Raw genomic sequence first — 23,926 nt, 5'->3', positions numbered from 1 at the left:
GGTTGGCGTCAGAGGCAACCAGCTGCAGCTTAACGTTATGGAAACTGTGATCGCTTGCAGCGTGCCGCAGTCTATTTCATTTCTGGCTAACGCCGCTCGAGTGCTTCGCGAAAACTGCATTGTTCGGATAAACGGCCAATGCGTTCGATGTTGCCTACAGCAACACTGAAGAGTGCTCACAACATTTGAGGGTTCTCCAAATCAGAGCTGCACCTTCCGCCCGAGTTTCTCAATCAAGTCACGTGATCCATCCATTCTGCCGAGATCATGGAAAGCTCAGGAATTGGAGTTCAAGACGTCCGTCTCAGGGTCAGCTCATGACGCAATACCGTGCTTCAGGCGACTATGACCTTAATGCAACGTTGCTGGTTCGGCCAACAAGCTGGCGATCGAGATCGTGGTCGAACACGACGTGCAGTACCTCGCCCTAGCCCAATCTGGGACGGCGATCATTACGCCAGGGCGGGTGATGGCCTTGCTATGTTGCCGAAATTGAGAGAGCGAGACGCGCGTTGCCTGACGCTCACCCTTTGTGGACGAGAGGCGGCTTTTCGAGCGGGAGGCGGGAAATACAAATTGACATGCGTGCGTCGCGACATTGGGGGAACTAACAGTGCCTGCGCGCGCAAAGTGTCCAAAGTAGACGTGGTTCAAAGTGGCGCTTGCCACTTTCTAGCACCTAATTTTCAGACCGTCACCGATGTTGTCCAATTTCAAGCCGTCACAAGCGAGGCAGACTCCGACATGACCGAAGCGTCCGAACCCGCCCCCTTGAAAGTCAACGGCATCACAGCTCCGCTGCGTTATGCCACCTTCCGGCGTATATGGTTGGCTAGCTTGTTGTCCAATCTCGGCATTCTGATCCAGGGCGTCGGTGCGGCTTGGGCCATGACCGAGCTGACTTCGTCGGCTGACAAGATCGCGCTGGTCCAGACGGCGTTGATGCTTCCCGTGATGCTGATTGCGATGCCGGCGGGTGCCATTGCGGACATGTACGATCGCCGTGTCGTGGCGCTGGTTGCACTTTCCATCGCGTTTTGCGGCGCGACGGGGCTGACCGTGATCGATTGGTTGGGCCTTACCACGCCGAATCTGTTGTTGATGTTTTGTTTTGTGGTCGGCAGTGGTATGGCATTGATGAGCCCGGCTTGGCAATCATCTGTCCGTGAGCAGGTGCCGGCCGACTCCCTGCCGGCGGCGGTGACGCTTAACGGCATCAGCTACAATATTGCCCGTAGCTTCGGGCCCGCCATTGGCGGCATTGTGGTAGCGATTGCAGGCGCAGTCGCAGCCTTTGCGCTCAACGCGCTTTTGTATCTGCCGCTGATTGTCACGCTGTTCCTGTGGAAACGCGAGGCTGAGTCGTCGCGGCTGCCGCGCGAACGACTGAGCCGCGCCATCATCTCGGGCGTGCGCTACATCACCAATTCGCCATCCATCAAGATCGTGCTGACTCGTACCATGGTAACAGGCGTGATCGGCGGTTCGGTGTCGGCGCTCATGCCGCTGGTCGCCCGCGACCTGTTACATGGCGGAGCGCAGACCTACGGCATCATGCTCGGCGCGCTCGGCTTTGGCTCAGTAATTGGGGCGCTTTACATTGGCGAGGTGCGTAGGCGCATGAGCGGCGAGGCTGCGGTGCGCGCTTGCGCGCTGTCGATGGGCGGCGCGATCACGGCGATTGCTTTGAGCCGTGAGCCGATTTTGACAGCTGTCGCCCTGATCCTGGCCGGCGCCGTCTGGACGATAACATGGATGCTGTTCAACATCGGCGTACAGCTTTCAGCTCCGCGCTGGGTCGCTGGCCGCTCGCTTGCCGCCTGGCAGGTTGCAATCTCCGGCGGTATCGCGATTGGTAGCTGGGGCTGGGGCCGCTTCACCGATGCCGCTGGTGTTCGGATTGCGCTGCTTGTTTCCGCCGTATTGATGCTGCTGTCGCCAGTGCTTGGTCTCTGGCTCCGCATGCCGCGCATCAGTTCACACGGCGAGGACGCCGAGCCGCTGGCGGATCCACAGGTGCGGCTCCCGATTAGCTACCGCAGCGGACCGCTGGTGGTGGAGATCGAATATCGCGTCGCGCCGGAAAATGCGCGGGCCTTTCACAATGTTATGCAAAATGTACAGCTGTACCGACAGCGCAACGGAGCCTATAGTTGGTCGATTGCGCGCGATATCGCTGATCCTGAGCTATGGACGGAGCGCTATCACTGCCCGACGTGGCTCGATTATTTGCGCCAGCGCAACCGCGGGACTCAGTCAGAGCGCGCGCTGGATAATCGGGCGGGCGCTTTCCACATCGGCCCCGGCCCCGTGCGCGTCCGCCGGATGCTCGAGCGCCCGTTCGGATCGGTGCGTTGGATGGACGATGTGCCGGATCCCGCCGCGAGCAAAGTACTGCCCGTTAATTTGAAGCACGACGGGATCCAGTAATAGTCGCGAGCAAGGACCAAGCGCGCATGCAGGCCACTGGCGCTGGGCTGCAGCGCTTTAGTCTGCCCTCCGGCGAACATGCCTCGCATCGGACACCGAGCAGAAGCGCCGAGATTGTCGTTGGAGCTGCGAATACAAGCAAGAGATAAGGCAAGGTCTGCATGCTAGATCTCGTGAATTTGTGAACGCCAATCGACTTTCACCGGCGGCTGTTTGGTGGCCCTAATTCGCATTACGCTGCGCCTGCCGTCGACGCTGGTCGGCACGTCACCATCGATTGTGGCGCAGCGAACATCGCGATGTTGGTCGCCGTAATCGTTGAGCGCATAATGTTGCGTAGCGCGGTTGTCCCAAATCGCGACTCTCCTTCCTTCCTGCCTAGTGCACCGCGTTTTCGGACGCAGTGACATGAGACTGGAATAGATCGAACAGCTTTTCGCCGTCATATTCGGGATACCAACAAAACGCTGCACCAAAGCGCCGAGCACCAACATTTGGGACGCGCCTAGTCGTCGGGCACGTCCCCTAGCCGCTACGCACTACGTCGCACTCGGATCTCGGGGTGGACGCGCACAATCGAATGCTCGGTTTCATATGTAGTTCTGGCGTAGATCTCATCAACAAACTTCCTTTCGGCTTCGCCTAAGCGGGGCATTACGGTGGCGTCGAAGGCGTTGCTGTGAACGGCCCATAGCTCGTCGGCGAGCCGTTGGAGCGGCGGCGGCAGGTCGAGATAGGCGGCCGCAGCGTTCGACCAGACCGTATCGCCACCCGAATGGTGGGATCACAATGCCTCGCAGTACCGCAATCCTAGGATAGGCGCGTCAACGAAGCTCGCATCCGTATGCCATATATCGGACCGCCTACCGCCACGGGTCAAATCGATAACGAGGATTGAGGCCATTCCCTCAGCGACACTGAGCGTCGGTGCGGGACAGGTTTTCCCAAGCGAAGAGCAAACCGCTCCTGATCGGAATCATTAAGACCCTGGTCGCGAAAGAAGTTGACCTTGTGCTTGAGTACCAAGCCATTAATTGCAGCGATCGTCTGGTTCGGCAAATCGCCTGACAGCTTGATATTCCTGATTGCCGACGCGCACCGCGCCCCAGCAATGGCCGTGCGAGTCGCGAAAACCGGGCGTCACATCATCATTCTTCTCATGAAATAGCCTATCCGGGCAGCGATAGGGAACCTTGTGGGTGCGAAAATGGACCTGCTGATGTTGTCGTGGATATGACAAACGCAGGTCGAGAGACGACCAGACCGTTGGGCCTACTACGAGGGGCAACACACATGATCGGCGCATAACTGCCAAGTCGGCTTTCCGAGGGAGTTTGCTCTACCAGTATAAACCTGAGGTCAGTTGTGCTCTTCTCGTCCTCAGGCGAGGCGGAGCACTGCCGTGATGATCTGATGTGCCTGCGACACACAGGGCTCATGCGCGCAGGACATTTAAGGTTGATACTGAAAGAACCTACGTCAGCTTCATCTGCCCTGCATTTGCATCACCATGTTTCTCCTCCAGCGCCATCTCTTGCAGATCGTCGGCGATCGCTAGAGGAAGATCAAAGAGCGCGACGTATTCCGGCGCGACCCGTAGTCCAGAATTTCGCCGGAACCGCCAGACATGTAGGAAGACCAAGTCGTCCATTCAGCCGCGCGGCTCGATGACTTGCCGCGATCGACCGTCGTGTGTTGCACGATGTCTCAAAATGGACCTGTGGGCGCAATGAAAGATTATTGTGTAGGTGGCGAAAGCGGGCAGAGGAAAGACGGCACCGCCGCTACAATCTCGGCCGCATCGATATTGAACTAGTGCCACCATCCCTTGAATTCCTCTCTGGTTCAGAACTTGGCGGCTGCGATCGCAGCGGCGCATCCGGTGATAGTGCGAGACTGGAATCCATTACGGTGCCGAAAACGGCGTACGATCGGAGGCGAGCCGCAAGCCGTTCAGATCAACGGCAATCTGGTTTTGCACTAGCGGCAACACCGATCAGACCAGAGTGCCGCTCGCACCAACGTGACGGAGATGATAACTGGCATCACCAAAGGTATTTTCAATCATCGCGAGCCGCTTGAAATAGTGGCCTATCTTGGCCTCCATGGTCACGCCAATGCCGCCATGGAGCTGTATCGACTGCTGCCCGATGAATTTACCCGACTTGCTGATCTGCACCTTGGCCGCGGCGACCGCCTTCGAGCGTTCGGTGGGATCGTCGAAATCGGCGGCCATCGTCGCAAGTATCGACATCGAGCGCGCCTGCTCCAGTGCCACGAACATGTCGGAGGCGCGGTGCTGCACGCTCTGGAAGGAGCCAATCGCCACCCCGAACTGGTTGCGCATCTTGATGTATTCGACGGTCGTTTTGAGCGACTCGTCCATCGCCCCGACCGCCTCCGCGCACAGCGCGACACGGGCGCCATCCACCACGCGCTCGATCAGCGCGAGCGAATCCTGGGGGTCATCGATTGCCGACTCCCCGCCGACCTCGACGCCCGAATAGGAGATGTCGGCGGCGCGCAGGCCATCCTGGGTCGGATATGACTTTTTCTTCAGGCCCTCGGCGTTGGCGGGGACCAGGAACACACCGATGCCATTACGATCGCGATGGTCGCCCTTGGTGCGCGCGGTGACGATCAACGTGTCGGCGTTCTCGCCGTTGAGCACGACGAACTTTTCGCCGTCGATGACCCAGCCATCGCCCTTCTTCTTCGCGGTCGTGGTGACGTCGAAGAGATCATAGCGCGAGTTCTTCTCGAGCTGGGCAAATGCGAGCGTCTTGCTGCCGTCGATGATGCCCGGCAGATGTGCCGATTTCTGCGCATCCGAGCCGGCATGCCGCAGGAAGCCGCCGCCGATTACGACAGTTGCGAGATACGGCTCGAGCACCAGCGCCTTGCCAAGCGCTTCCATCACGATCATGATCTCAACGCCGCCGCCGCCGAAGCCGCCGTCGGCCTCCGCGAAGGGCAGGCCGAGCAGGCCTTGCTCCGCGAGCTTGCCCCAGACGGCCTTGCTCCAGCCGCCCTTCTCCGCCATGTACTTCTTGCGGCTCTCGAAATCGTAGCAATCGGTCAGCAGGCCGTCGATGCTGTCCTTCAGGAGCCTCTGCTCCTCGTTCAAATCAAAATCCATGTTCTTTGCTTCCTCGTACCCAAAACTTTTGTTCCGTCATTCCGGATGCGCGCCTTGGCGCGTGGACCCGGAATCCACAGGTGACGGCGCGAGATTCCGGGTTCGCGCTGCCGCGGGCCCCGGAATGACAGCGCATCACAACCCCAGCACCGCCTTGGCGATGATGTTGCGCTGGATCTCGTTGGAGCCGCCGTAGATCGAGACCTTGCGGTTGTTGAAATAGCTCGGCGCGATCTGGGCGGTCCAGTCCATGGTCTCGTTCGTACCGTCGTCGCTATGGATGTCGTAAGGCGCGGCAAACGGGCCGATCACTTCCATGAGAAGCTCGGTCGTGGTCTGCTGGATCTCCGAGCCCTTGATCTTGAGGACCGAGGACGCCGGATTGGGCTTGCCGATTCCGTGCTTGCCTTCCTGCGCGATGACGCGGAGCTGGGTCAATTCCAACGCCTTGAGCTCAATCTCGCAGGCCGCCAGCTTCTCGCGAAAGGCGGCGTCCTGGATGATCGGGCGGCCAGCGGACTCGACCTTCGAGGCCAGCTCCTTGATGCGGTGCAGCCGCTCCTTGGAGACGCCGACCCGCGCAATCCCGGTACGCTCATTGCCGAGCAGGAACTTTGCGTAGTCCCAGCCCTTGTTCTCCTCGCCGATCAGGTTCTCGACGGGCACCTCGACGTTGTCCAAGAAGACTTCGTTGACCTCGTGGCCGCCGTCGATGGTCTGAATCGGACGTACGGTGACGCCCTTCGACTTCATGCTGAAGACGATGAAGGAGATGCCCATCTGCTTCTTCGCCGACGGATCGGTGCGGCAGAGGGAGAACATCATGTCGGCGTGCTGGGCGAGCGTCGTCCAGGTCTTCTGGCCGTTGATGATCCACCTGTCGCCCTTGCGCTCCGCCTTGGTCTTCAGCGAAGCGAGGTCCGAGCCGGCGCCGGGCTCCGAGAACCCCTGGCACCACCAGTCCTCGACATTGGCGATGCGGGGTAGGTACTTCTCCTTCTGCTCCTTGTTACCGAAGGTGTAGATGACCGGGCCGACCATGCTGACGCCGAAGGCGAGCGGCACTGGCGCTGGATACATCTGCAGTTCTTCCTTGAAGATGTAGTTCTGCACCGAGCTCCAGTCCGTGCCGCCATACTCCTTCGGCCAGTGACTGACACCCCAGCCCTTCTTATTGAGAATGCGCCACCAGGCGACCATCTCCTCTTTCGAGACATGGCGGCCCTCGACCATCTTGCGCCGCATCTCCGGCGACACGTTGTCGCGCAGGAATTGCCGCACTTCTTCACGAAACGCCTGCTCCTGCCTTGTGAACGCAAGATCCACCAGATTCTCCTGTGAGCAGTTTCAATACCGAAGCATCGAGATCGCAAATTTAAGGCGTACGAAACCGGCGGTGAGATCGGCCGGAAAGCGCTGTGGATCGCCCATTGCGGCCGCCTCAATGTAATCAAACTGGGGAGTGTACCGCCGAGGGCTGGCGAAGGGCAAAGGACGCGTGTAAAATTTTCGAACATCTTTTCGGGCCGATGCAAAGCATCGAACCCGTCCAGAGATCCCCGCGATACAACAGTATCTTGCGCCCTTCTCGGCCGATCCCATTCCCGTGCCCTGGGAAGCGTACGATTTCTCTCTAGCATTTCTGCGACAGAGCGCGATTTCTCTGGCTGAAAGCATGTTGCTGCTCTCCATCAACGGATTGACAAAGCGTGCGCGGCCGCTCCCTCGCGTGCGGCTCTCTTTCAAACGAGAAGCCCTGCAGGACGAGAGTGTCGCTGGTCCTGCACGTTCGAATGCATTTCGGCCCCTCACTCGGCGTTGCCGCCTCTCAATAGCAACGGCCGTGCCAACCGCATTCAAAAAGCATAAAGCTCTTGATTCACTTCGAAAACAGTTTGAATGCGAGAAATGGCACCATTGTTTTGAACTCTGCAGCGGTATTGCCCGCTGTTCGAAATCGGACAAGGATCAGCGGTCGGATTCCGCAAAACACTATAGGTGCAGATATTGGCGCAAGTGGAGGCGCGGCGGAACTTCCGTTAGCTGCGAGACGCGCTCAACGCAAGGAGATCTCGACTAACCTGCACCACTCTTCAAGTCCAAATCCGAGATGCATTCTCGGAATCCACTTACCTGACAGGCTCGATCCGCGGCACCCTTGTTTGTTGTGCTCAGAAAGGCAATTGTGCATTGCCTACGGGCGCAGCGTGGCTGCCTTAGCAACCACGAGCGCGACTGTAGAAGCGGTAACTTTTACGCGCGCGAAAGCTTAACGTCGCTCGCGTACCGAGCCTTCCTGGGCGACGGAAGCGACCAGTGTGCCGTCGGGTTTGAAGATCAGGCCACGCGTGAGGCCGCGTCCGCCCTGAGCGCTTGGCGACTCCTTCGCGTAGAGCAGCCACTCGTCGGCGCGGAATGTCCGATGAAACCACATGGCGTGGTCAAGGCTTCCCGACAGTATACGCCCGTCGAACAGCGTGCGGCCATAGCGCGCCATCACCGCATCGAGCAGTGATAAGTCCGAGGCATAAGCCAACGCGCATATGTGCAACGCCGGATCGTCCGGCAGCTTCGCTGCGGTCTTCATCCAGATGTGAATGCGGCCGTCGTGGATACTCTCACCGAAATAGCGGCCAATCTCCACCGGGCGCAATTCGACTGGACGGTCAGGTTCATAATAGCGGCGAATGATTTCCGGCATCTCGGAAAATACTCGCTGTCTGGAGAGTTCCTCTGCCGAGAATTTTTCAGGCGGCTCGACTTCCGGCATCTTGTCCTGGTGATTGAAGGCGCCCTCCTCGTCGGCGTGGAATGAGACCATGATCGAGAAGATCGCTCTCCCATGCTGCATCGCAGTAGCGCGCCGGGTCGAATAGCTCTTGCCGTCGCGCAGGCGTTCGACTTGGTAGATGATGGGCACCTGTGGATCACCGGGTTGGATGAAATAGCAGTGCAGCGAATGCGGCAGCCTCCCTTCCACCGTGCGGCATGTCGCGGCTATGGCCTGTCCGATCACTTGGCCACCGAACACCCTTTGCGAGCTGGTGTTCGGATTGGTACCGCGAAAGAGGTTCACTTCGACCGGTTCAAGGTCGAGAATGGAGAGTAGGTCGATGATGGCTTTTGGCATTTACTTTGTTCGGTTTCTTCGGGCTTGGTCCAGGCAAAGCCACGAACGTGAATCTGAGGAGCGCCTCTATTGGGGGCCGCCCCGGTTTAACGGCGTCGGCGGGTTTGGACCCTTGCCTTCCATCTGTTTCGCTATCACCGTCTCCACCCACTCTGAGTCAACGGTCCGCGATCAATAGTTTGCGTCGATCGCATTGATTCGCGAGAAATTTCATTTTGAACTCTTGGGTCGAGGACTGATGCCGCCATTGCCATAACGGGGGCACCACCCCCCAAGCAATCGGCGTGCCGTAAAGAAGCGGTGCGAGCCCTGCCCGAACAGACGGAAGCCATTTGATTCATATCGCGCAGCCATGCCTCTACGTACGCATCCGACGACGGCCCCCGGCTAGACCGTTTTTGGCGGAAGGTCGATCGCGCTTAAGCGGCGTGAGCCCGCAACTTTCTGAGGAAGTTGCCGCTCACTCTGCGGCTTCAGCCGCGCGGTTTCGGCCATGGCGGCTGGGGCGGTGGCGGCTGGGGCCATCGCAGGGGGCATATCGCGCGTCGAGCACCGAATAGACGATGCTTTGAGGCTGCCAACTCCAAGGGAGCAGTTCGTGAATGTGCTTGGCAGGAGGATCCGATAGGTGCGCCAGCACGTCGGCAAGCCAAGCCTGTGGGGCGATGCTATTGAGCTTGGCGGTTCATGCCGCCGCCGAACTATGCCGAGCGGGTCGTTTCCCCCAGATTTTTCGCTGACCGGCGTTTGGTCGGTTCGAGTTCGCGCGCCTAGTTCTTAGGATGGTGCGCAACAGTGTCAACTAGTAGCGGTCCCAGCCGAAGCCGCACCATTTTTAAAACTTTACGCCGTGATTTTGTAACTACGCGCCGTTCTTGCGCCTCTGCACAATTTGGGAGGATCAAGCATGTGGCCACTCCGCCCGACTCGGCTTCATGCGGCGAGTGCCGTCTCGACCAGGTTCACCCAATAACCAATTCCATAAGGCAGGGCTTCGTCGTTGAAATCATATGCCGGGTGATGCAAGCCGGCGGCCGATCCATTACCAATAAAAATAAAGGCGCCCGGCCGTGCCTCAAGCATATAGGCGAAATCCTCCGAGCCCATTCGCGGTTTGATCTTGTCGTCCACGCCGGCAGGCCCCACGATCTTACGTGCCGCGTTGATCGCCATATTGGTCTCTTCCGTGTGATTGAAGGTGACCGGTCCGGATCGACAGTACTTGAACTCGACATCCGCGCCAAATCCGCGCGCAATACCTTGAGCGGATGCCAAAATCTGTGTTTCGGCGAAGTCCCGCAGTTCGGGTACGAGGGTCCTAACGCAGCCGGCCATTTCCACGTGATCGGGAATGATGTTGTAGGCCTGAGCCGCGTTTAACTTGGTGATAGAGATCACGAGCGCCTCAATCGGGCTCGTGTTGCGCGAGACCAAGATTTGTAGGCCGAGAATGATTTGTGCTGCAATCACTACCGGATCGACCGTCTCCTGCGGCTTCGCGGCATGTCCACCCCTGCCCTTCACGACTAGGTCGAACTCATCAAGCGCCGCCAGAATTGGCCCATCGCAAATACCGAACTTGCCTACCTCCATGCCCGGCGCGTTGTGCATGCCAAAAACCTGCGAGATACCGAAACGGTCCATGATCCCTTCCTGGACCATCCTTTGGCCGCCCAGTCCATCTTCTTCCGCGGGCTGAAAGATCAAGGCAACGGCGCCTTTGAAGTTGCGGGTGTTCGCTAGGTATTTTGCTGCGCCCAGCAGCATGGCCGTGTGACCGTCATGGCCGCATGCGTGCATTTTGCCAGGAATTTTTGATGACCACGGTCTATTTGACGCTTCAATGATTGGTAAGGCATCCATGTCGGCCCTCAACCCAATCGTGCGTCCTTCTCCGCCTTTGCCTTGAATTAGTGCGACGATACCGGTTATCCCTATTCCCGTTTCGATATAGCTAATACCAAACGAAGATAACTTGGCTGCCACAAAGCTCGCGGTGTTGTATAGCCGATAGTCGAGCTCGGGATTTTCGTGCAGGTAGCGGCGCCACTCGACTGCCTCGAGCTGCAAATGCCGAAAAGCTTCAACGCTGTGCAAGGCTGCCACCCTTAGAACTCAAGCGCGATAGAGGGTATGTGGTGTATTGCTGAGTATTTCTGCGCCGCGCTCCGTCACCACGACGTGTTCGCTGCACCCATTTAAGTAGCCGCTTTCCCCGAACAGAATGAATGGCATGTGGAAGGTCATACCGGCCTCGAGAATGTCTTCCGCTCCTGGCTCCAGGCTCAGGTTACCGCGTTCCGTCCAATGGATGCCAGTTTGGTATCCGGCGCGGTGGCGAAAGCTCCGCGAGCGGCCAGCCCGTTCGATCACCTGACGCGCGGCGGCGTCCACCGCACCGGCGGCTACGCCCGGTTTGATCGCGGCAATTGCCGCTTCCAGGGCTTCCTCTGATAGGGCGTGCAGAGATTCGGTCTCAAGATGCCGACCAAGCACCGCGCCTCGGACCAGCCCTGCGGCGTACCCGTGCTTCAGGCCGCCGATTTCCACCATCGCAGGCTCATTGCTTCGGATCGGATGGCGCATCGGACTGCCGTGCGGCACCTTCGTCCGCTCGCCGAATACCAAGGTAGAAGACCGCCAAAGTTCACCGCCAACCTTGCTCACTTCTCCCACAATGGTCGTGTAGATTTCTGTCTCGGTGACGCCCTCGTGCAGTGAGTTCTGAAACGTGCGCACGGCTAGATCGGTCATGGTCATCGCTTCGCGCATCACCTTGAGCTCCAGCTCGCTTTTTACGGCTGCTACCGACGCTACCAGACGACTCGCATCAGCGATCTTCAAGTCGGGAAGTTGCACACGAAGTGCACTCACATCGGCCGGCGCGAGATTCCAGCAGCCGAGCTCGAGGCCTACCCTCTGGACCTGCAGTCCATACCGCCGAAGGACATCACTACAGACCTTCGCAAACTCGTTCTCGTGGGTGTACGGGACGATCTCGCCGACGCACCCCTCCGCGCGAACCGCCTCCACGTCGTATTCTCGGACAACGTATGTCGGCGGCCGCCCCGGCGCGAGGATCAACGGGAACGGCGCGAAGTACCCTCCAAATCCGTGATATCCGGTGAGGTATCTGAGGTGACCGTGCGCGGTGACCAAGAGAGCGTCGAGTTTAGCGCGATCCACCGCCTCGAGCACTTTCTGATGCCGGCGCTCGTACTCCGAGGGCGGGAATGGGACAATGGTCAAGGTATTCGCGGAGAATGTTGTCATGGCCACAACTCACCTCCATTGCTTCCGGCGAGATTAGACTTACGCTCTCCACGCAGCCAGCTGTCCACCTCAATCGACCAAGTCAGGGACCCGATGCACAGCGCCAAGTTGCTCTCCAAAAGCTACTGCCAAAAGTTGCACAACTTTATGCGCGATCATCCCTCTCTGTCAGAAGCAGGCACGGGTTCAAAGAAGAGCATACTAGTCTTGCGCGCTTACGCGCACTCGGCCTCACCCTGCGTTGCTACATCTCAATAGCAACGACCGTGCCAGCAGCATCAGCGCGCATTAGGCGACTGATTGCGCTTTGTAAACTCCTACAACTCTTCAGAGCGTCCGGTGTCTCGAACCTGACGGCCCTGTACCGAATGTCGGAACTTCGACGCGAACCGCCACGTGCGCTTCCGGAAAGAACATGCGGCGCGGCCAGTCGCACAAGATTGGCTGCGGGATGTTGGGGGAGCGACTCCATACATCGCCGGGATGGCGCTGCAGCAAAGAGTTGCGAGTAGCGCCGAAATGTGCGTGAGGCAACCGGAACAGTGCAGCGCTGTGTTGACGGACACTCACGGTCAAGTAGTCGCTGATTTGTTCTACTTTGGCCGTCTGAGCGAGCTGCGCGCTTCGCGCTCCTGAAAGCTCAATAGGCCAATAATATGTCTCTACGGAGGTCTCCCCCGACCAGATCAGGGAAGCTGCGTTCAAAGCTCGGTCCGCGCGCGCAGATCTCAGGGCAGAGCATATTAAAAGCGTCGCACTCCCAAGGAGTGATGGGCAGTGAGATCACAGCTCTGATTGCCGGGAACCCAACTCGTTGACATCTCGCCGCGCCGAATGTCTGATCGCATGGTTGGAACACAGACGTCTTCGGCGTTGGTCTCTCCGCCATTGGCAACAACATGGCCACTCTTGGGTTGATCGCCTCGACCATGTTCGCCGTCAGCTGCGCCTCCGCGGCGGACCTATGGCCTCCTGAGATCGTTGACCACGACAGACGCGCTCTCGCGCCGAGCAGCTTTGCGCACGGCTCACCTCCATCCGCGGCGTGAGCTGGGCTCGGCCTTACCTGCCTCGCGATTTGCTAAGGGATGAGTCGCTAGAGATAGGATCTCGATCCTGTGGTCACCAACCACGTCCGCCGTCTAGCCGAGCAACGTCATGCCGTTCTTGACTACCGTGACGCCGCGCGCTTTCACCTTGGCCTCGAACGAGATCACGTCACGATCCCTCCACAACTCCAGTGTCACAGTCTCGCCGGGAAACACCGGCGAGGAAAACCGCGCCGCGTGGCGTTTGAACGCAGCAGGGTCGTAATCGGCGTAACTTTGCAAAACGCCGCGGCAGGTAATCCCATAGGTGCACATGCCGTGCAGAATCGGTCTGGGAAAGCCGGCGCGTTTGGCGAACTCCGGATCCGAGTGCAGCGGGTTGCGGTCGCCGCACAAGCGGTAGATGAGTGCCTGATCGGGTCGGGTCGGAATATCAAATGTTATGTCAGGCGCGCGCGTTGGAACCTGATGCGGCTCGGGCTGGCCTTCCGACGGCCCACCGAATCCTCCATCGCCTCGTGCGAAGACTGAGGCGACAACCGTCGCTAGCAATTCGCCGCCGGCGCTCTTCAGCACGGTCTGGTGCCGGATCACGGCGCCCTTGTCTTTGCCCTTGTCGAACACCGCAAGCACCGAGGAATCCGCGGTGATGTCCGCCGCGATTGCAAGCGGTCTGTGAAAGGTGATGTCGCGCTCGCCATCGACCACCGTCATGCGGGTGAGATTCATTTCGCCGGGCCGCGCGCCCCAAGCAGCTACCGAGGCGAAGGTCGGCACCACCATCAGCGGTCGCGCTGTTGCTCTCGCCTCGTTCACAAAAGCAAGCTCCTTCTCATCTAGCGGATCGGCCCCCATGCCGATAGCATAAGCGTAGAGCATCGCCTCGCGGTCCCCATAACTGTATCTCTGATCGAGCCTCTTCATGGCCATGAGCTGTTTGTAGTTGATCGGCATCCTTCACACCTCCTCTCCGAGTCCCATTGACAGTGGTCCTTGTTGCGCCTCCGCTCTCGTGCTAGCGGGCGGCCTTGCTGCCGTCATACTCGCCGGCAAGTCGCGTGCCAGCAAGCCAACTGATGATCGGACGCGCGTTATTCGCCTGAGGACGCATGTCCGGTTTGCGACTTCCCCCTATGCATCGCGGGCGTGTAATCAGACGAGCTGTTACTCGTCACAGCCATTGAAGCGTCACGCGCCCGAGCGACAAACAACATTTGTCGGACCTTGCGCTGGCCGGCGTGGTTGGCTTAGACCGAGAGCGAGAGAACACCGCGCTCGGCCGCGTGACAATGAGTGAGCCCCTCTGGCTGAGCACTCCTTGTCCTTGTAGATATCGTCAGCCAACGTGGGGCCCCCGACTGTTTCTCGGGGTCCCATAGGAACCTATTTCACCGACCCGTTGGCATACTTGCGAAGTTCAAATCTGGCTATAGCGCGGTAATGCACTTCATCGGGACCATCTGCAAAACGCATGGTGCGCGCCGACGCGTAGTCGCGCGCGAGCCCTGCTTCGTCGGAAACGCCGGCGCCACCGAACGCCTGGATCGCCTCGTCGATGATCTTCAGCGCCATGTTGGGAGCTGCGACCTTGATCATGGCGATTTCGGCCTGCGCGGTCTTGTTGCCGACCTTGTCCATCATGTCGGCGGCTTTGAGGCAGAGCAGACGCGTCATCTCGATGTTGGTGCGGGCCTCGCCGATGCGCTGCTCCCACACCGAATGCTCGACGATCTTCTTGCCGAAGGCGGTGCGCGACATCAGACGCTTCACCATCTTCTCCAGCGCTTCCTCGGCCTTGCCGATGGTGCGCATGCAGTGGTGGATACGACCCGGTCCGAGGCGGCCCTGCGCGATCTCGAAGCCGCGACCCTCGCCGAGCAGGATGTTCTCCTTCGGCACGCGTACGTTCTCGAGCAGCACCTGGGCATGGCCATGCGGCGCGTCGTCGAAGCCGAACACCGGCAGCATCTTCTCGACCTTTATGCCGGGGGTGTCGAGCGGAACCAGGATCTGCGACTGCTGCTGATGTTTTGCGGCGCTGAAATCGGTCTTGCCCATCAGGATCGCGATCTTGCAGCGGGGATCGCCGACGCCGGACGACCACCATTTGCGGCCGTTGATGACGTAGTGATCGCCATCCTTCTCGATGCGGGTCTCGATATTGGTCGCGTCGGACGACGCGACAGCCGGCTCCGTCATCAGGAAGGCAGAGCGGATCTCGCCGTCCATCAGCGGACGCAGCCATTTGCGCTTCTGCTCCTTGGAGCCGTAGCGCATGAACACCTCCATGTTGCCGGTGTCGGGCGCGGAGCAGTTGAACACTTCCGAGGCCCAGGAGATGTGGCCCATCTCCTCCGACAGCAGCGCGTATTCGAGGTTGGTCAATCCCGCGCCGCGGAATTCATCATCTTCATGCTCGTTCGGCGGCATGAACATGTTCCATAGGCCCTCGGCCTTCGCCTTCTTCTTGAGGTCTTCGAGGACCGGAATGACCTTCCAGCGGTCGCCGCTCTTGTCCTGCTCGTTATAGATTGGCACTGCTGGACGCACGTGCTTGGTCATGAAGGACTGCACGCGCTCGAGCCATTCCTTCTGTTTCGCCGATACCGTGAAATCCATGCAAGCTCCTTACCTGCGGCACTGTTCTCCCGCCCGGTCGCGATCCAACACTGTCTCACACTTCGAGACGGCATGGCGGACCAGGTTCTAGCGCGGGCAAGCTGCGCATTGATAAGTTCGTCTTCAAGTGAAATTTCATACAAAGACTTGACATGCAACTCCCAAACTTGGGGAGTTGATTCATGCAGTGAGAATGTCTCGGCCGCCATTATCGTTGCAGCCGATGGCATTAGGCCGGTGTCTGGTTTGGCGGACTATGCTGTGCGACATCGTGATTACTTGTCACCCCGGTGAATGACGATTTCGGCTGCACGCGCGAGCTGATCTTTGAATAATTCTTCGCCTTAAGGCGGCAGATTAACCGCGAGTGCCTATGCAATTGCAAGGCAGAAAACACGGAAGAGCGGGGTTCAGATGCGCCATTCTGCCCCTTGATCGAAATCACTATTTGCACGCTTGTCGCGATCCCCGATATGCTGCACTCCGCCATGCGCCGTTCGAGCACACAATGGATCAGCACAAGGTGGTTTTCCACGTGTTCCGCACTTCAGACAGGCGCCGCATGCAGCCGCCCCTGTCACACATAAAGTCTCAACTGGACTTGGCTGAATACGACAACAGACAACACAGGCCGTCTAACAACGACTACTTCCTCTCGAGGCAGAACTCGAACGTCTGCGCGAGGATAGGCAAAAAGGGCGACATCAGGATCGAGGCGCCGGCAAGGTCCGGACCTGCAAGTTGCCGCAAACAATCCACCGCTGTATTGTGTGGGCTCCACTTTCGAGGTTCGGCAGAGGCGACGGACGAATTGGACGATAGACAGATTTCGAGCATCGCTCCTCTTCATGTTTTCCTCCTGCTCCAACTGCGCTTTAAGCTTTTCTATGACTCGTTTTGCACCGCATAGAAACCGCTGTCAAAAGCCACTTCGCTGTTGTAGATGGCCGTGACTGGAGCAATGAGGACCGGAACAGGCTGTTCTGTTTCGTCCGCGATAAGCTCCGCACCGTCCAGGGACGTCGTTTTCAGCTCAACCAACTTGATCGCGCGAACCGTTTTTGCCGCTCTCGTAGTAGTACTGCGGGACCGATCCATAGGACACGAACTTGGGGCAGTCGGCTTTTTGCGAAGGATCCAAGGCCAGGATGTGTCTTGACAACACCTTGCCATCGCAAAGGCCTCGGCAAGAACGTTGTCCCTTGCCGGATCGAAGAGTCGGCGCATGGCCGCCGCCGTCCGAACCGTTGATTTTTGGTCGATCGCGTCCCGAAATTCGTGCACGAATGGCAAGCCGGACCGCGTGTCGTGCATTTTAAGGAGCACCAGATCCGCGATCCGCGCGGACCACGCGGAAATTGGACTCGCTCCGGAACCGCCGCGACGGCCTCCTCGAACGCCGAAAAGCGCCGTCGCCCAATCCTCTGCATTCATCGCCAGCCTCATGTTTGGCGAAGATCGGTTCTGCCAAGGCCTATCGGCCCATCATTTGGCGCATCCCGGGTTCCTCCGAGGCGATCCACCCCATACCGGCAGCTTTCCCTTCATCGCTGATTCAGTGGAAGGACATGGCTACCACAATCTCCAGCAAGCGCCCGCACGCCGGAGGCTAAACGCTTCGGTTTGGAGGTCATCATGGGGCACGTCATCTCCAAGCAGACGTTCACACAATCAGGAGGAAGCCGTTATCATCTTCAGCCTCCATCTTGCCCGCCGTCGGCGTTTGGTTGAAGCCGCCGATGTCGGAAACCTGACAAGGCAACTCATCGCTTCACGGGGCCTAGCTTGTACTAGCACTTGGTTCACATCTTAAGCAGCGCACAGAACCATACTCCGCGGGCGGCACGCCGCTTGCTGGAATGGAGCAAAGAATCGCCGTTGCCAGCGTGGTCGCAGCGGCCCCATCTCAGGAGTCTGCAATGACGCTTGCCCGGTTTTCCCTCATTAGTTCCATTCCGATGCTTCTGGTGGTTGGAAATCCGGAAGCTGCGAACATCACCATGGCGCACGCCACGGATGCGCCGATGCAGACCAAAGAGATTGGAACGGCACTAACGAAGAGCCGGCACGAGACGATCGTGTGCTGTGGCGCGAGCGAAGAGTCTTTCAGGCAGATCACACAAACCGTCTCATTGCAGGAATTTCTCTCAAGTAATCGCTTCTGTCTTTGCAAATTGATTGAGAACGATCTTGCGGATTCCGACGGCTGCCTCACAGAAGCGCCCAGCTGCTTCCTACCGTGGATATCGAGTGTAGATTTTGTGGGTCGTGCGAAGACGCTGAAGAACCCCTGTTTGACAAAACCATGTACCTGCAATCCGGCCGCACCGTGTCCTGAGCCAACTCCACCGAGAGAGATCAAAGCGCTCGGCGTTCGTGAAGCGATGCAACAAGCGCGGGTCGAGACGACGAACACGCAATCCAATCAATTTACCGCGACTGCCAATGTCAAGCCGACATTCGTCGCGCTTTCGGAGCTTACGGATGGCGGAACCGGCGCTTGCTGGTTGGGACCGCAGGAGTCTCCTGATCCTCTCCGGCAGCACGCCGCTTTTGGCGACTGGCTTAAAGGGTAGACCCGCCCTCATCGATCTTCTCAAAGGACGCAGGCATCGCGCGCCGCGGTTCCGTGCGGCAATCGTAAAGTTGACACGCATGGAAGGCCTTTCAGAGATCTGGGTGTCGGTCAGACTAACAATCGAGCTCGCGAGTATCACGACCGTGATCCTCTTGATACTTGGTACGCCGCTTTCGTGGTGGCTAGCGCGTTCGAAGAGCACGTGGAGCGAGGCCGTGGCGACGATCATCGTACTGCCACCAATGCTGCCGCAACCGGTGCTCGGCTTCTATCTGCTGGCCTTGCTCGGCCCGACCGGTCCGGGCGGCCTGCTCGCCTCTCTCTGGGGCGAGCGCACGCTTGCGTTCGCCTTCGCAGGGCTCGTTATCGGATCGGTATTGAGCGCGCTGCCTGTTGTCGTGCAGCCTATCTGCAACGCCTTCACTACCATGGGCGACAGACCGCTGGAAGTTGCGGCCACTCTGCGCGCCTCTCCGTCATATGCCTTCCTTACGGTCGCACTACCTTTGGCGCGACCGGCTTTTCTTACCGCCGCCGTGCTTGGCTTCGCGCATACAGTCGCCGCATTCGGGATCGTGCTGATGATTGGCGGCAGCATTCCTGGCCGTACCAAAGTACTGTCCGCCTTTCTCTTCGAATATATCAAAGCATCACGCTGGCACGAGGCAAGCTTGGTTGCCGGCGGCATGTTGATGTTCGCCTTTGCCGTCATCCTGATCTTGACCTTAATCGATAAATACCTCGGACGGAGGAGCACGTGAGGACAGCCACACCGGGCCGGATCGAAGTCGCGTTCAGCGAGAAGCGCGCTCGCTTCCCGCTGAATACGCAGTTCAGCATACCGGCCAAAGGCGTGGCAGGGATTTTCGGGGCGCCAGGTTGCGGCAAGACCACGGTGGCGCGCTGCATTGCGGGACTCGAGCGTTTGTCGACCGGCTTTTGCGCTATCGATGGCGAGCTGTGGCAGGACGAGACGACGTTCCGCGCGCCACATCTTCGTCCGATCGGCTATGTCCTTAAGGAGCCGTGCCTCTTTCCGCATTTGTCGATCAGGCGCAACTTGCTATACGCCGCGCCCAAACCTATGTCGAGGTCGATTGCGTTTGATGAAGTGGTCGAATGGCTTGGTATAGCGCCACTGCTCGACCGCTCACCAGCGCATCTCTCCGCCGGCGAGCGGCAGCGCGTCGCTATCGGCCGCGCGCTGTTATCTCAGCCAAGAGTTCTTCTGATGGACGAACCGCTTGCCACCCTGGATCGCTGCGCCAAGAGTGAGATTTTGCCATGTCTTAAGCGCCTGAATAATAAGCTCGCCGTGCCGACGATCTACCTCAGCCATGACATAGCCGAAATCGAACATCTCGCCGATCACCTCGTGATGATGGAGCGTGGCACGATCACCGCAGCCGGGCCGTTGCATATCCTGCAGAGCGATCCAGCGCTGCCCCTTGCGGCGAGCCACGAAGCCGCCGTCAGCCTTGATGCCATGGTCGGCGGCTATGACGGGCGCTATGGGCTGCTCATCCTCCGCCTCAAAGGTGCGCGGCTGTTGGTGCCGGCGGCGCCGCTTGCACCCGGCGTACACCAGCGGCTGCGCATCGCAGCCACCGACGTCAGCGTCTCGCGCGAAGCTCCGCGCTCAAGCACCATCCTCAATGTCTTTCCGGCGCGGATTAAAGCTTGTTTGCCGCTTGGCGCGTCCGAGATCACTCTGGTTCTTGCGCTTGGCACCGGCGGCTCAGGTACGAACATTTTGGCGCGCATCACGCGTTACGCGTTTGATACGCTACGGCTCAAGGACGGAATGGACGTATACGCCCAGCTCAAGCACGTCTCGCTGGTCTCGGCCTCTGAAGCGCCATCGCAAGCCCCAGAATCCTCCACGTCAGCAGGAGATGCCGGACAGGCAAGCGTCGCTGCTTAAAATTAGCCAGTAAGAAAATCAAGATCTGGATGGCCAACCTCGCGTGCACCGCCTCCAATTCCGTCGAGGCAATTCTCGACCGTCTGGAACATGATCTCGATTGCCTACGGACTTAGCTCAGACCCTCGCGCGATCGATCGGGTGTCGCTCTGATCGGCCCAATCTCCAAGAGGAGGCGCGATGCAATGGCATTCCCCATCCTCAAGGCCAAACTCGTTCGAGTCTTCTTATCTATAATACCGAAAATACTGAAGCTTTACCTGCGACCGTCGGCGGACCTCTCCGATCGCCTTAACTGGAGCGGTCAAGCTAACCTGCTTACGGCTCAGCACTCAGCGCTGCTCGTTCAAGCTGCACTTCGACCAATGCGATGGAAGCTGGATGCTGCTTCAAAGGTACGCCGAAGCGCCCGCATCACGATCACTTTCTCGGTGCGCTCGACACCGGCGTACGCCGCGTACGATCGAAGGCGGCTTCTTGCCGCGTTGGTCAATCGACCAACGCGAATGGCTGGACGAGCTGAGGCTCCCGGAATTTCATGAGGATGGATCATCGAGCAGCTTCAGATGTCCAAGGGGCCTGACGTACACGTCAGTTGAACTGAACGGGTGGCACACTAGGCTCTCCTCCCGATGCGCTGGCCCAACAACGGCAGAAGTCCCGCTTCAGCCAACGCTAAGGTTTTCAGCCGACATCTTGCCGGAGCGGCCGGGGACGAGCTCGTAGTTTACGCGCGAGCCCTCAGCTAAAGTTGTATATCCCGCCTTTTGAACCGCCGATATATGAACGAAGACGTCAGCGGTGCCGTCCTCGGGCCTGATGAATCCGTACCCCTTTTCAGGATTGAACCACTTCACAAAGCCTATCGCCACTTTCACAATCTCCAACAGTGCTCAGACTCGAGCTTCCATGAGCGCAGACGGCCGCCGCCGTGACCGGCGGGGCTTAGCACCGAGCGCCGTACCATGTGTCCGGCTTCGTCTCGCCTGTTGCAAGGTTTGAGCCAGACTCGTGATTTCCACTGATCGCGCCCAGACAATCAGATCGGAGGACAGGCGGGCCAACCCGTATTCTGTGTGGGCGAGGCCGTTCCGCAATGAAAGCCCACCCGGATTGAGGCCAGCATTTTCGCTGCTCCGAGGCCCCCGACCACCGCCACGGCGACTATCGACGCCCTGAGCCACATCTGGGCGCCGTCGCCCGCCTAATATGCATTGCGGGCACAGTGCTGTCGGATCCCATCGGCTCCCGCTGCGCCTGCGGACCAAGAGTCGCGAACATATCGGACTCGTCATGCACGCAACTCTATCCCGGGACTTCATCGTCGAACTGGACATGCGAGGGTCTCACAACTCATAAGTATATTTACGTTTCACCGAGATCGCTTCAGGTCGTCGACATCGCCCCGAGGTTCTGGAAGACACAATGACGAGCGGGGCAATTCACGGGTTCGCAAGATCTGGACCATTCTCAAGAAAAGGCTAGCTGGTGGACTCGCGGGATTCTGGCGGCTAGTCACCAGGTCATTCCGCTTGAAGGTACGCCGGTGAGCACGGCGACGAGAACAGCAACGCCATAGCCATTGGCGTCATAGCAGTTCCCGCGCCTAACCTCGCTTCCCCAACAGTGCTCCACAATCGCCGACGCGAGCGCCGGTCTCCCTCGAGCGTTGTCAGCTGCCCCGCAGCGGCAGGTTCTACTCCCTTGCGGCCAAGTCTCTGTTGCGACTCCGAACATGAGTAGCGGGTCGGCCACATCGTCGACAGCCAAACGATAGCCAATGTGATCTCAGCTTCGATCGGCTGTACTGCGCGTGCGCTGCCGTTCGTTCGCGGTGGAACTCGCGGACTATCGCGTGGCGATAAAGGGTGATTTACCAACATCAACCGGGCTGCCGTCGATCGCTTCTCCCCTGAAAAACTTGTCGCGTCTCAAAAGGAACCGCCGTCAACGGGTGGGTCAATACGTCGTTCACTGTCGTTCTCTGGCAGTGTGCATCGCACGGCCAAACCTGGCGGCAGATCAAGCGCCTGTTGCCCGTAGCGTCAATCGCCAGCCGCGCGGGGCGCCGGAGCGTGCCGTTCTAGCCACGGCTGCTCACCAGCGTTCCATGAGGAGCGCCTGGGCGAGAGCCTGACAGGGCAGCAATGATTGGTGCGGCTTGGGTGCTGCCTTAGGTTCCGACATGGCTGTCATCACCGACAGCGACCCTCATGTGATCGATGGCGTTCTGGATGTCGTCGCTGGCTTCGCGCCGGGAATGCGCTGCATCGTTCTTACCAGTCCCGGTCCCGGTCAGGGAGGACGACCTGCCTTCGAGCGTACTCACTTCTTTGCCGAGAGCCTGACTTCGCATTTGGACCGTTTCGAGCGACCGAATTAGTTCGCGGACTCTTTCCTTCCTGGCCTTGATCATCTGGTCTCCTGATTCCTATGCTGATAGCGCTCACTGCGCGGCATTTGGTTTGGGCTGGGGTATGGGCAGGCTCATTCGGACCAGGCCAAGTGCATTGCCCAGCGGGAATAATGAATGAGATACAATGCGCCCTCATCGCAGTGGACTCGACGTGTATCGCTCACCGTCAACAGCAAAGGGCATGCCTATTGGCCTGAGCTTAGTCGGTAGCACTTCCTGTTCCCACAGGAACGGGATCATTCCCTCCAGCTCCGCCCAGACGCTCCGGAGGAAAGCCTTATCGAAAAATCGCTTGATGGTGATTTGCAGGCCAAGCAGACGACGATGCACCGCTTCATTCAACCGCGCGACTTGACGGTGTATTGCAGCCCAAACCCCAGGTGCCCAGCGCCGAGAGACCTCGATCGCGCCGAGGACTAGTTGCGGTCACAACTCCCTGCCCTGGGCTGCAACTCGAGCCGTAGTGCTTGCTGTGGTCAAGCTCAGGACCTTGCTTCCAGCCTTATTCTGTTTCTCGCCGTGGACATCGTCGCGGACCTGCTCACGGATCGGGGTCGGGCACCTGTCTTGTTGGTCGCGTGCTGTCGACGGAGCTTGCTATAGATCTTCGTTCTCCGGATCTGCTGGTCCAAGACGGTTTGAATTCAGGAGCCGCGGTCTTTGATGTCACAGCATGGCTTGAACCCGTCATAACCACGAAAGGAATGTTGTAGGAGCGACAGTTAAGCCGAGCGATCTCATGGCACATCGCTTGCTTCGCTGATGGCGCGAGATCAGAGGGCTTCGCCCGAAGTACACAGTGGGGACACAATGCTTGGAATTGGAAGTAAGTTGCCGTCGTTCCAAATCACCGGGGTAAAGCCCGGCTTTCACTTGCATGAAGAGAAGGGACAGAGCGCATTCGAGACGCTGACCGAAGGGAGCTTTCCTGGGAAATGGAAGATCATCTTCTTTTACCCTAAGGATTTCACCTTTGTCTGCCCGACCGAGATCGCCGAATTCGCCCGCCTGGCGAAGGATTTCGCCGACCGCGATGCGGTCGTGCTGGGCGGCTCGACTGACAACGAGTTCTGCAAGCTTGCCTGGCGGCGCGAGCACAAGGACCTGCACCATCTGCCGATTTGGCAGTTTGCCGACACGGACGGCGCGCTCGTCGACGGTCTTGGCGGCCGCTCGGCCGATGGCGTTGCCCATCGCACGACCTTTATTGTCGATCCTGAGAATACCATCCAGCATGTCTATGCCACTAATCTCAATGTCGGTCGCAGCCCGAAGGACACGCTGCGCGTCTTGGATGCCCTGCAGACTGACGAGCTCTGCCCCTGCAACCGCGAGATCGGCGGGGAGACGTTGAAAGTCGCTTGAGGG

At 58.9% G+C, this 23,926-nt stretch carries 16 protein-coding genes and 2 pseudogenes; 5 read left to right on the top strand and 13 right to left on the bottom strand.

Features of this window, described 5'->3' with window-relative positions; translation table 11 throughout:
• Positions 1–744 precede the first annotated feature (744 nt).
• On the top strand, positions 745–2,430 hold the full coding sequence (locus JJC00_RS07730) for an MFS transporter (protein WP_200472073.1): 1,686 nt from the start codon (positions 745–747) through the stop codon (positions 2,428–2,430).
• A gap of 164 nt (positions 2,431–2,594) precedes the next feature.
• Here JJC00_RS07730 and JJC00_RS07725 read toward each other — a convergent pair.
• From JJC00_RS07725 to JJC00_RS07675, 11 genes and pseudogenes are all read right to left on the bottom strand, one after another.
• Positions 2,595–3,543: pseudogene (locus JJC00_RS07725) on the bottom strand (TauD/TfdA dioxygenase family protein).
• A 361-nt stretch (positions 3,544–3,904) separates the two neighbouring features.
• On the bottom strand, positions 3,905–4,081 hold the full coding sequence (locus JJC00_RS07720; protein WP_200472072.1) for a hypothetical protein: 177 nt from the start codon (positions 4,079–4,081) through the stop codon (positions 3,905–3,907).
• A 345-nt stretch (positions 4,082–4,426) separates the two neighbouring features.
• Complete coding sequence (gene pimD / locus JJC00_RS07715; protein ID WP_200472071.1) at positions 4,427–5,569, bottom strand: pimeloyl-CoA dehydrogenase small subunit; 1,143 nt, start codon at positions 5,567–5,569, stop codon at positions 4,427–4,429.
• Between the two features lie 135 nt (positions 5,570–5,704).
• Complete coding sequence (gene pimC / locus JJC00_RS07710) at positions 5,705–6,895, bottom strand: pimeloyl-CoA dehydrogenase large subunit (protein WP_200472070.1); 1,191 nt, start codon at positions 6,893–6,895, stop codon at positions 5,705–5,707.
• Between the two features lie 943 nt (positions 6,896–7,838).
• The gene (gene tesB, locus JJC00_RS07705; protein WP_200472069.1) at positions 7,839–8,699 is read right to left on the bottom strand and encodes an acyl-CoA thioesterase II; all 861 of its coding nucleotides are present in this window, start codon (positions 8,697–8,699) and stop codon (positions 7,839–7,841) included.
• Positions 8,700–9,273: 574 nt separating this feature from the next.
• A pseudogene (locus JJC00_RS38700) lies at positions 9,274–9,384 on the bottom strand (transposase domain-containing protein); the annotation flags it as partial.
• 248 nt (positions 9,385–9,632) lie between these two features.
• Positions 9,633–10,796, bottom strand: coding sequence for a M20 aminoacylase family protein (locus JJC00_RS07695; RefSeq protein ID WP_200474024.1), 1,164 nt, complete (start codon positions 10,794–10,796; stop codon positions 9,633–9,635).
• A gap of 18 nt (positions 10,797–10,814) precedes the next feature.
• On the bottom strand, positions 10,815–11,972 hold the full coding sequence (locus JJC00_RS07690) for a M24 family metallopeptidase (protein ID WP_200472068.1): 1,158 nt from the start codon (positions 11,970–11,972) through the stop codon (positions 10,815–10,817).
• A 1,142-nt stretch (positions 11,973–13,114) separates the two neighbouring features.
• On the bottom strand, positions 13,115–13,975 hold the full coding sequence (locus JJC00_RS07685; RefSeq protein ID WP_200472067.1) for a MaoC family dehydratase: 861 nt from the start codon (positions 13,973–13,975) through the stop codon (positions 13,115–13,117).
• Between the two features lie 429 nt (positions 13,976–14,404).
• Positions 14,405–15,640 (bottom strand): acyl-CoA dehydrogenase family protein, encoded by a 1,236-nt coding sequence (locus JJC00_RS07680; RefSeq protein WP_200472066.1) that lies wholly within the window; start codon positions 15,638–15,640, stop codon positions 14,405–14,407.
• Positions 15,641–16,525: 885 nt separating this feature from the next.
• On the bottom strand, positions 16,526–17,074 hold the full coding sequence (locus JJC00_RS07675; protein ID WP_200472065.1) for a hypothetical protein: 549 nt from the start codon (positions 17,072–17,074) through the stop codon (positions 16,526–16,528).
• A gap of 485 nt (positions 17,075–17,559) precedes the next feature.
• On the opposite strand from JJC00_RS07675, the gene JJC00_RS07670 reads away from it, so the two are divergent.
• The 3 genes from JJC00_RS07670 to modC all read left to right on the top strand — a co-directional run bounded on the left by JJC00_RS07670 (position 17,560) and on the right by modC (position 20,142).
• Positions 17,560–18,216, top strand: coding sequence for a hypothetical protein (locus JJC00_RS07670; RefSeq protein ID WP_200472064.1), 657 nt, complete (start codon positions 17,560–17,562; stop codon positions 18,214–18,216).
• Positions 18,217–18,295: 79 nt separating this feature from the next.
• Positions 18,296–18,979, top strand: a complete 684-nt coding sequence (locus tag JJC00_RS07665) for a molybdate ABC transporter permease subunit (protein ID WP_200474023.1) — start codon at positions 18,296–18,298, stop codon at positions 18,977–18,979.
• On the top strand, positions 18,976–20,142 hold the full coding sequence (modC, locus tag JJC00_RS07660) for a molybdenum ABC transporter ATP-binding protein (RefSeq protein WP_200472063.1): 1,167 nt from the start codon (positions 18,976–18,978) through the stop codon (positions 20,140–20,142). The genes JJC00_RS07665 and modC overlap by 4 nt, the downstream gene beginning before the upstream one ends.
• Before the next feature lie 665 nt (positions 20,143–20,807).
• Here modC and JJC00_RS07655 read toward each other — a convergent pair.
• Together JJC00_RS07655 and JJC00_RS07650 are read right to left on the bottom strand one after the other, a co-directional pair.
• On the bottom strand, positions 20,808–21,014 hold the full coding sequence (locus tag JJC00_RS07655) for a cold-shock protein (protein ID WP_200474022.1): 207 nt from the start codon (positions 21,012–21,014) through the stop codon (positions 20,808–20,810).
• 1,301 nt (positions 21,015–22,315) lie between these two features.
• Positions 22,316–22,558, bottom strand: a complete 243-nt coding sequence (locus JJC00_RS07650) for a hypothetical protein (protein WP_200472062.1) — start codon at positions 22,556–22,558, stop codon at positions 22,316–22,318.
• Positions 22,559–23,368: 810 nt separating this feature from the next.
• On the opposite strand from JJC00_RS07650, the gene JJC00_RS07645 reads away from it, so the two are divergent.
• Positions 23,369–23,923, top strand: a complete 555-nt coding sequence (locus JJC00_RS07645; RefSeq protein WP_200472061.1) for a peroxiredoxin — start codon at positions 23,369–23,371, stop codon at positions 23,921–23,923.
• The last annotated feature ends 3 nt before the right edge of the window (positions 23,924–23,926 follow it).

It is taken from the genome of Bradyrhizobium diazoefficiens, from assembly GCF_016616885.1.
GTDB classification, from domain to species: domain Bacteria; phylum Pseudomonadota; class Alphaproteobacteria; order Rhizobiales; family Xanthobacteraceae; genus Bradyrhizobium; species Bradyrhizobium diazoefficiens_F.
Note: the sequence above shows the minus strand (reverse complement) of the source record. Positions and strands in the feature narration are given on the sequence as shown.

Bases quoted from the DNA above. Each gene is read 5' to 3' on its own strand.
- JJC00_RS07675 (WP_200472065.1), bottom strand. From the start codon at position 17,074: ATGAATGCAGAGGATTGGGCGACGGCGCTTTTCGGCGTTCGAGGAGGC.
- JJC00_RS07690 (WP_200472068.1), bottom strand. From the start codon at position 11,972: ATGACAACATTCTCCGCGAATACCTTGACCATTGTCCCATTCCCGCCC.
- JJC00_RS07665 (WP_200474023.1), top strand. From the start codon at position 18,296: ATGGAAGGCCTTTCAGAGATCTGGGTGTCGGTCAGACTAACAATCGAG.
- pimD (WP_200472071.1), bottom strand. From the start codon at position 5,569: ATGGATTTTGATTTGAACGAGGAGCAGAGGCTCCTGAAGGACAGCATC.
- JJC00_RS07720 (WP_200472072.1), bottom strand. From the start codon at position 4,081: ATGGACGACTTGGTCTTCCTACATGTCTGGCGGTTCCGGCGAAATTCT.
- JJC00_RS07645 (WP_200472061.1), top strand. From the start codon at position 23,369: ATGCTTGGAATTGGAAGTAAGTTGCCGTCGTTCCAAATCACCGGGGTA.
- JJC00_RS07680 (WP_200472066.1), bottom strand. From the start codon at position 15,640: ATGGATTTCACGGTATCGGCGAAACAGAAGGAATGGCTCGAGCGCGTG.
- JJC00_RS07685 (WP_200472067.1), bottom strand. From the start codon at position 13,975: ATGCCGATCAACTACAAACAGCTCATGGCCATGAAGAGGCTCGATCAG.
- JJC00_RS07670 (WP_200472064.1), top strand. From the start codon at position 17,560: ATGACGCTTGCCCGGTTTTCCCTCATTAGTTCCATTCCGATGCTTCTG.
- JJC00_RS07650 (WP_200472062.1), bottom strand. From the start codon at position 22,558: ATGATCAAGGCCAGGAAGGAAAGAGTCCGCGAACTAATTCGGTCGCTC.
- tesB (WP_200472069.1), bottom strand. From the start codon at position 8,699: ATGCCAAAAGCCATCATCGACCTACTCTCCATTCTCGACCTTGAACCG.
- JJC00_RS07730 (WP_200472073.1), top strand. From the start codon at position 745: ATGACCGAAGCGTCCGAACCCGCCCCCTTGAAAGTCAACGGCATCACA.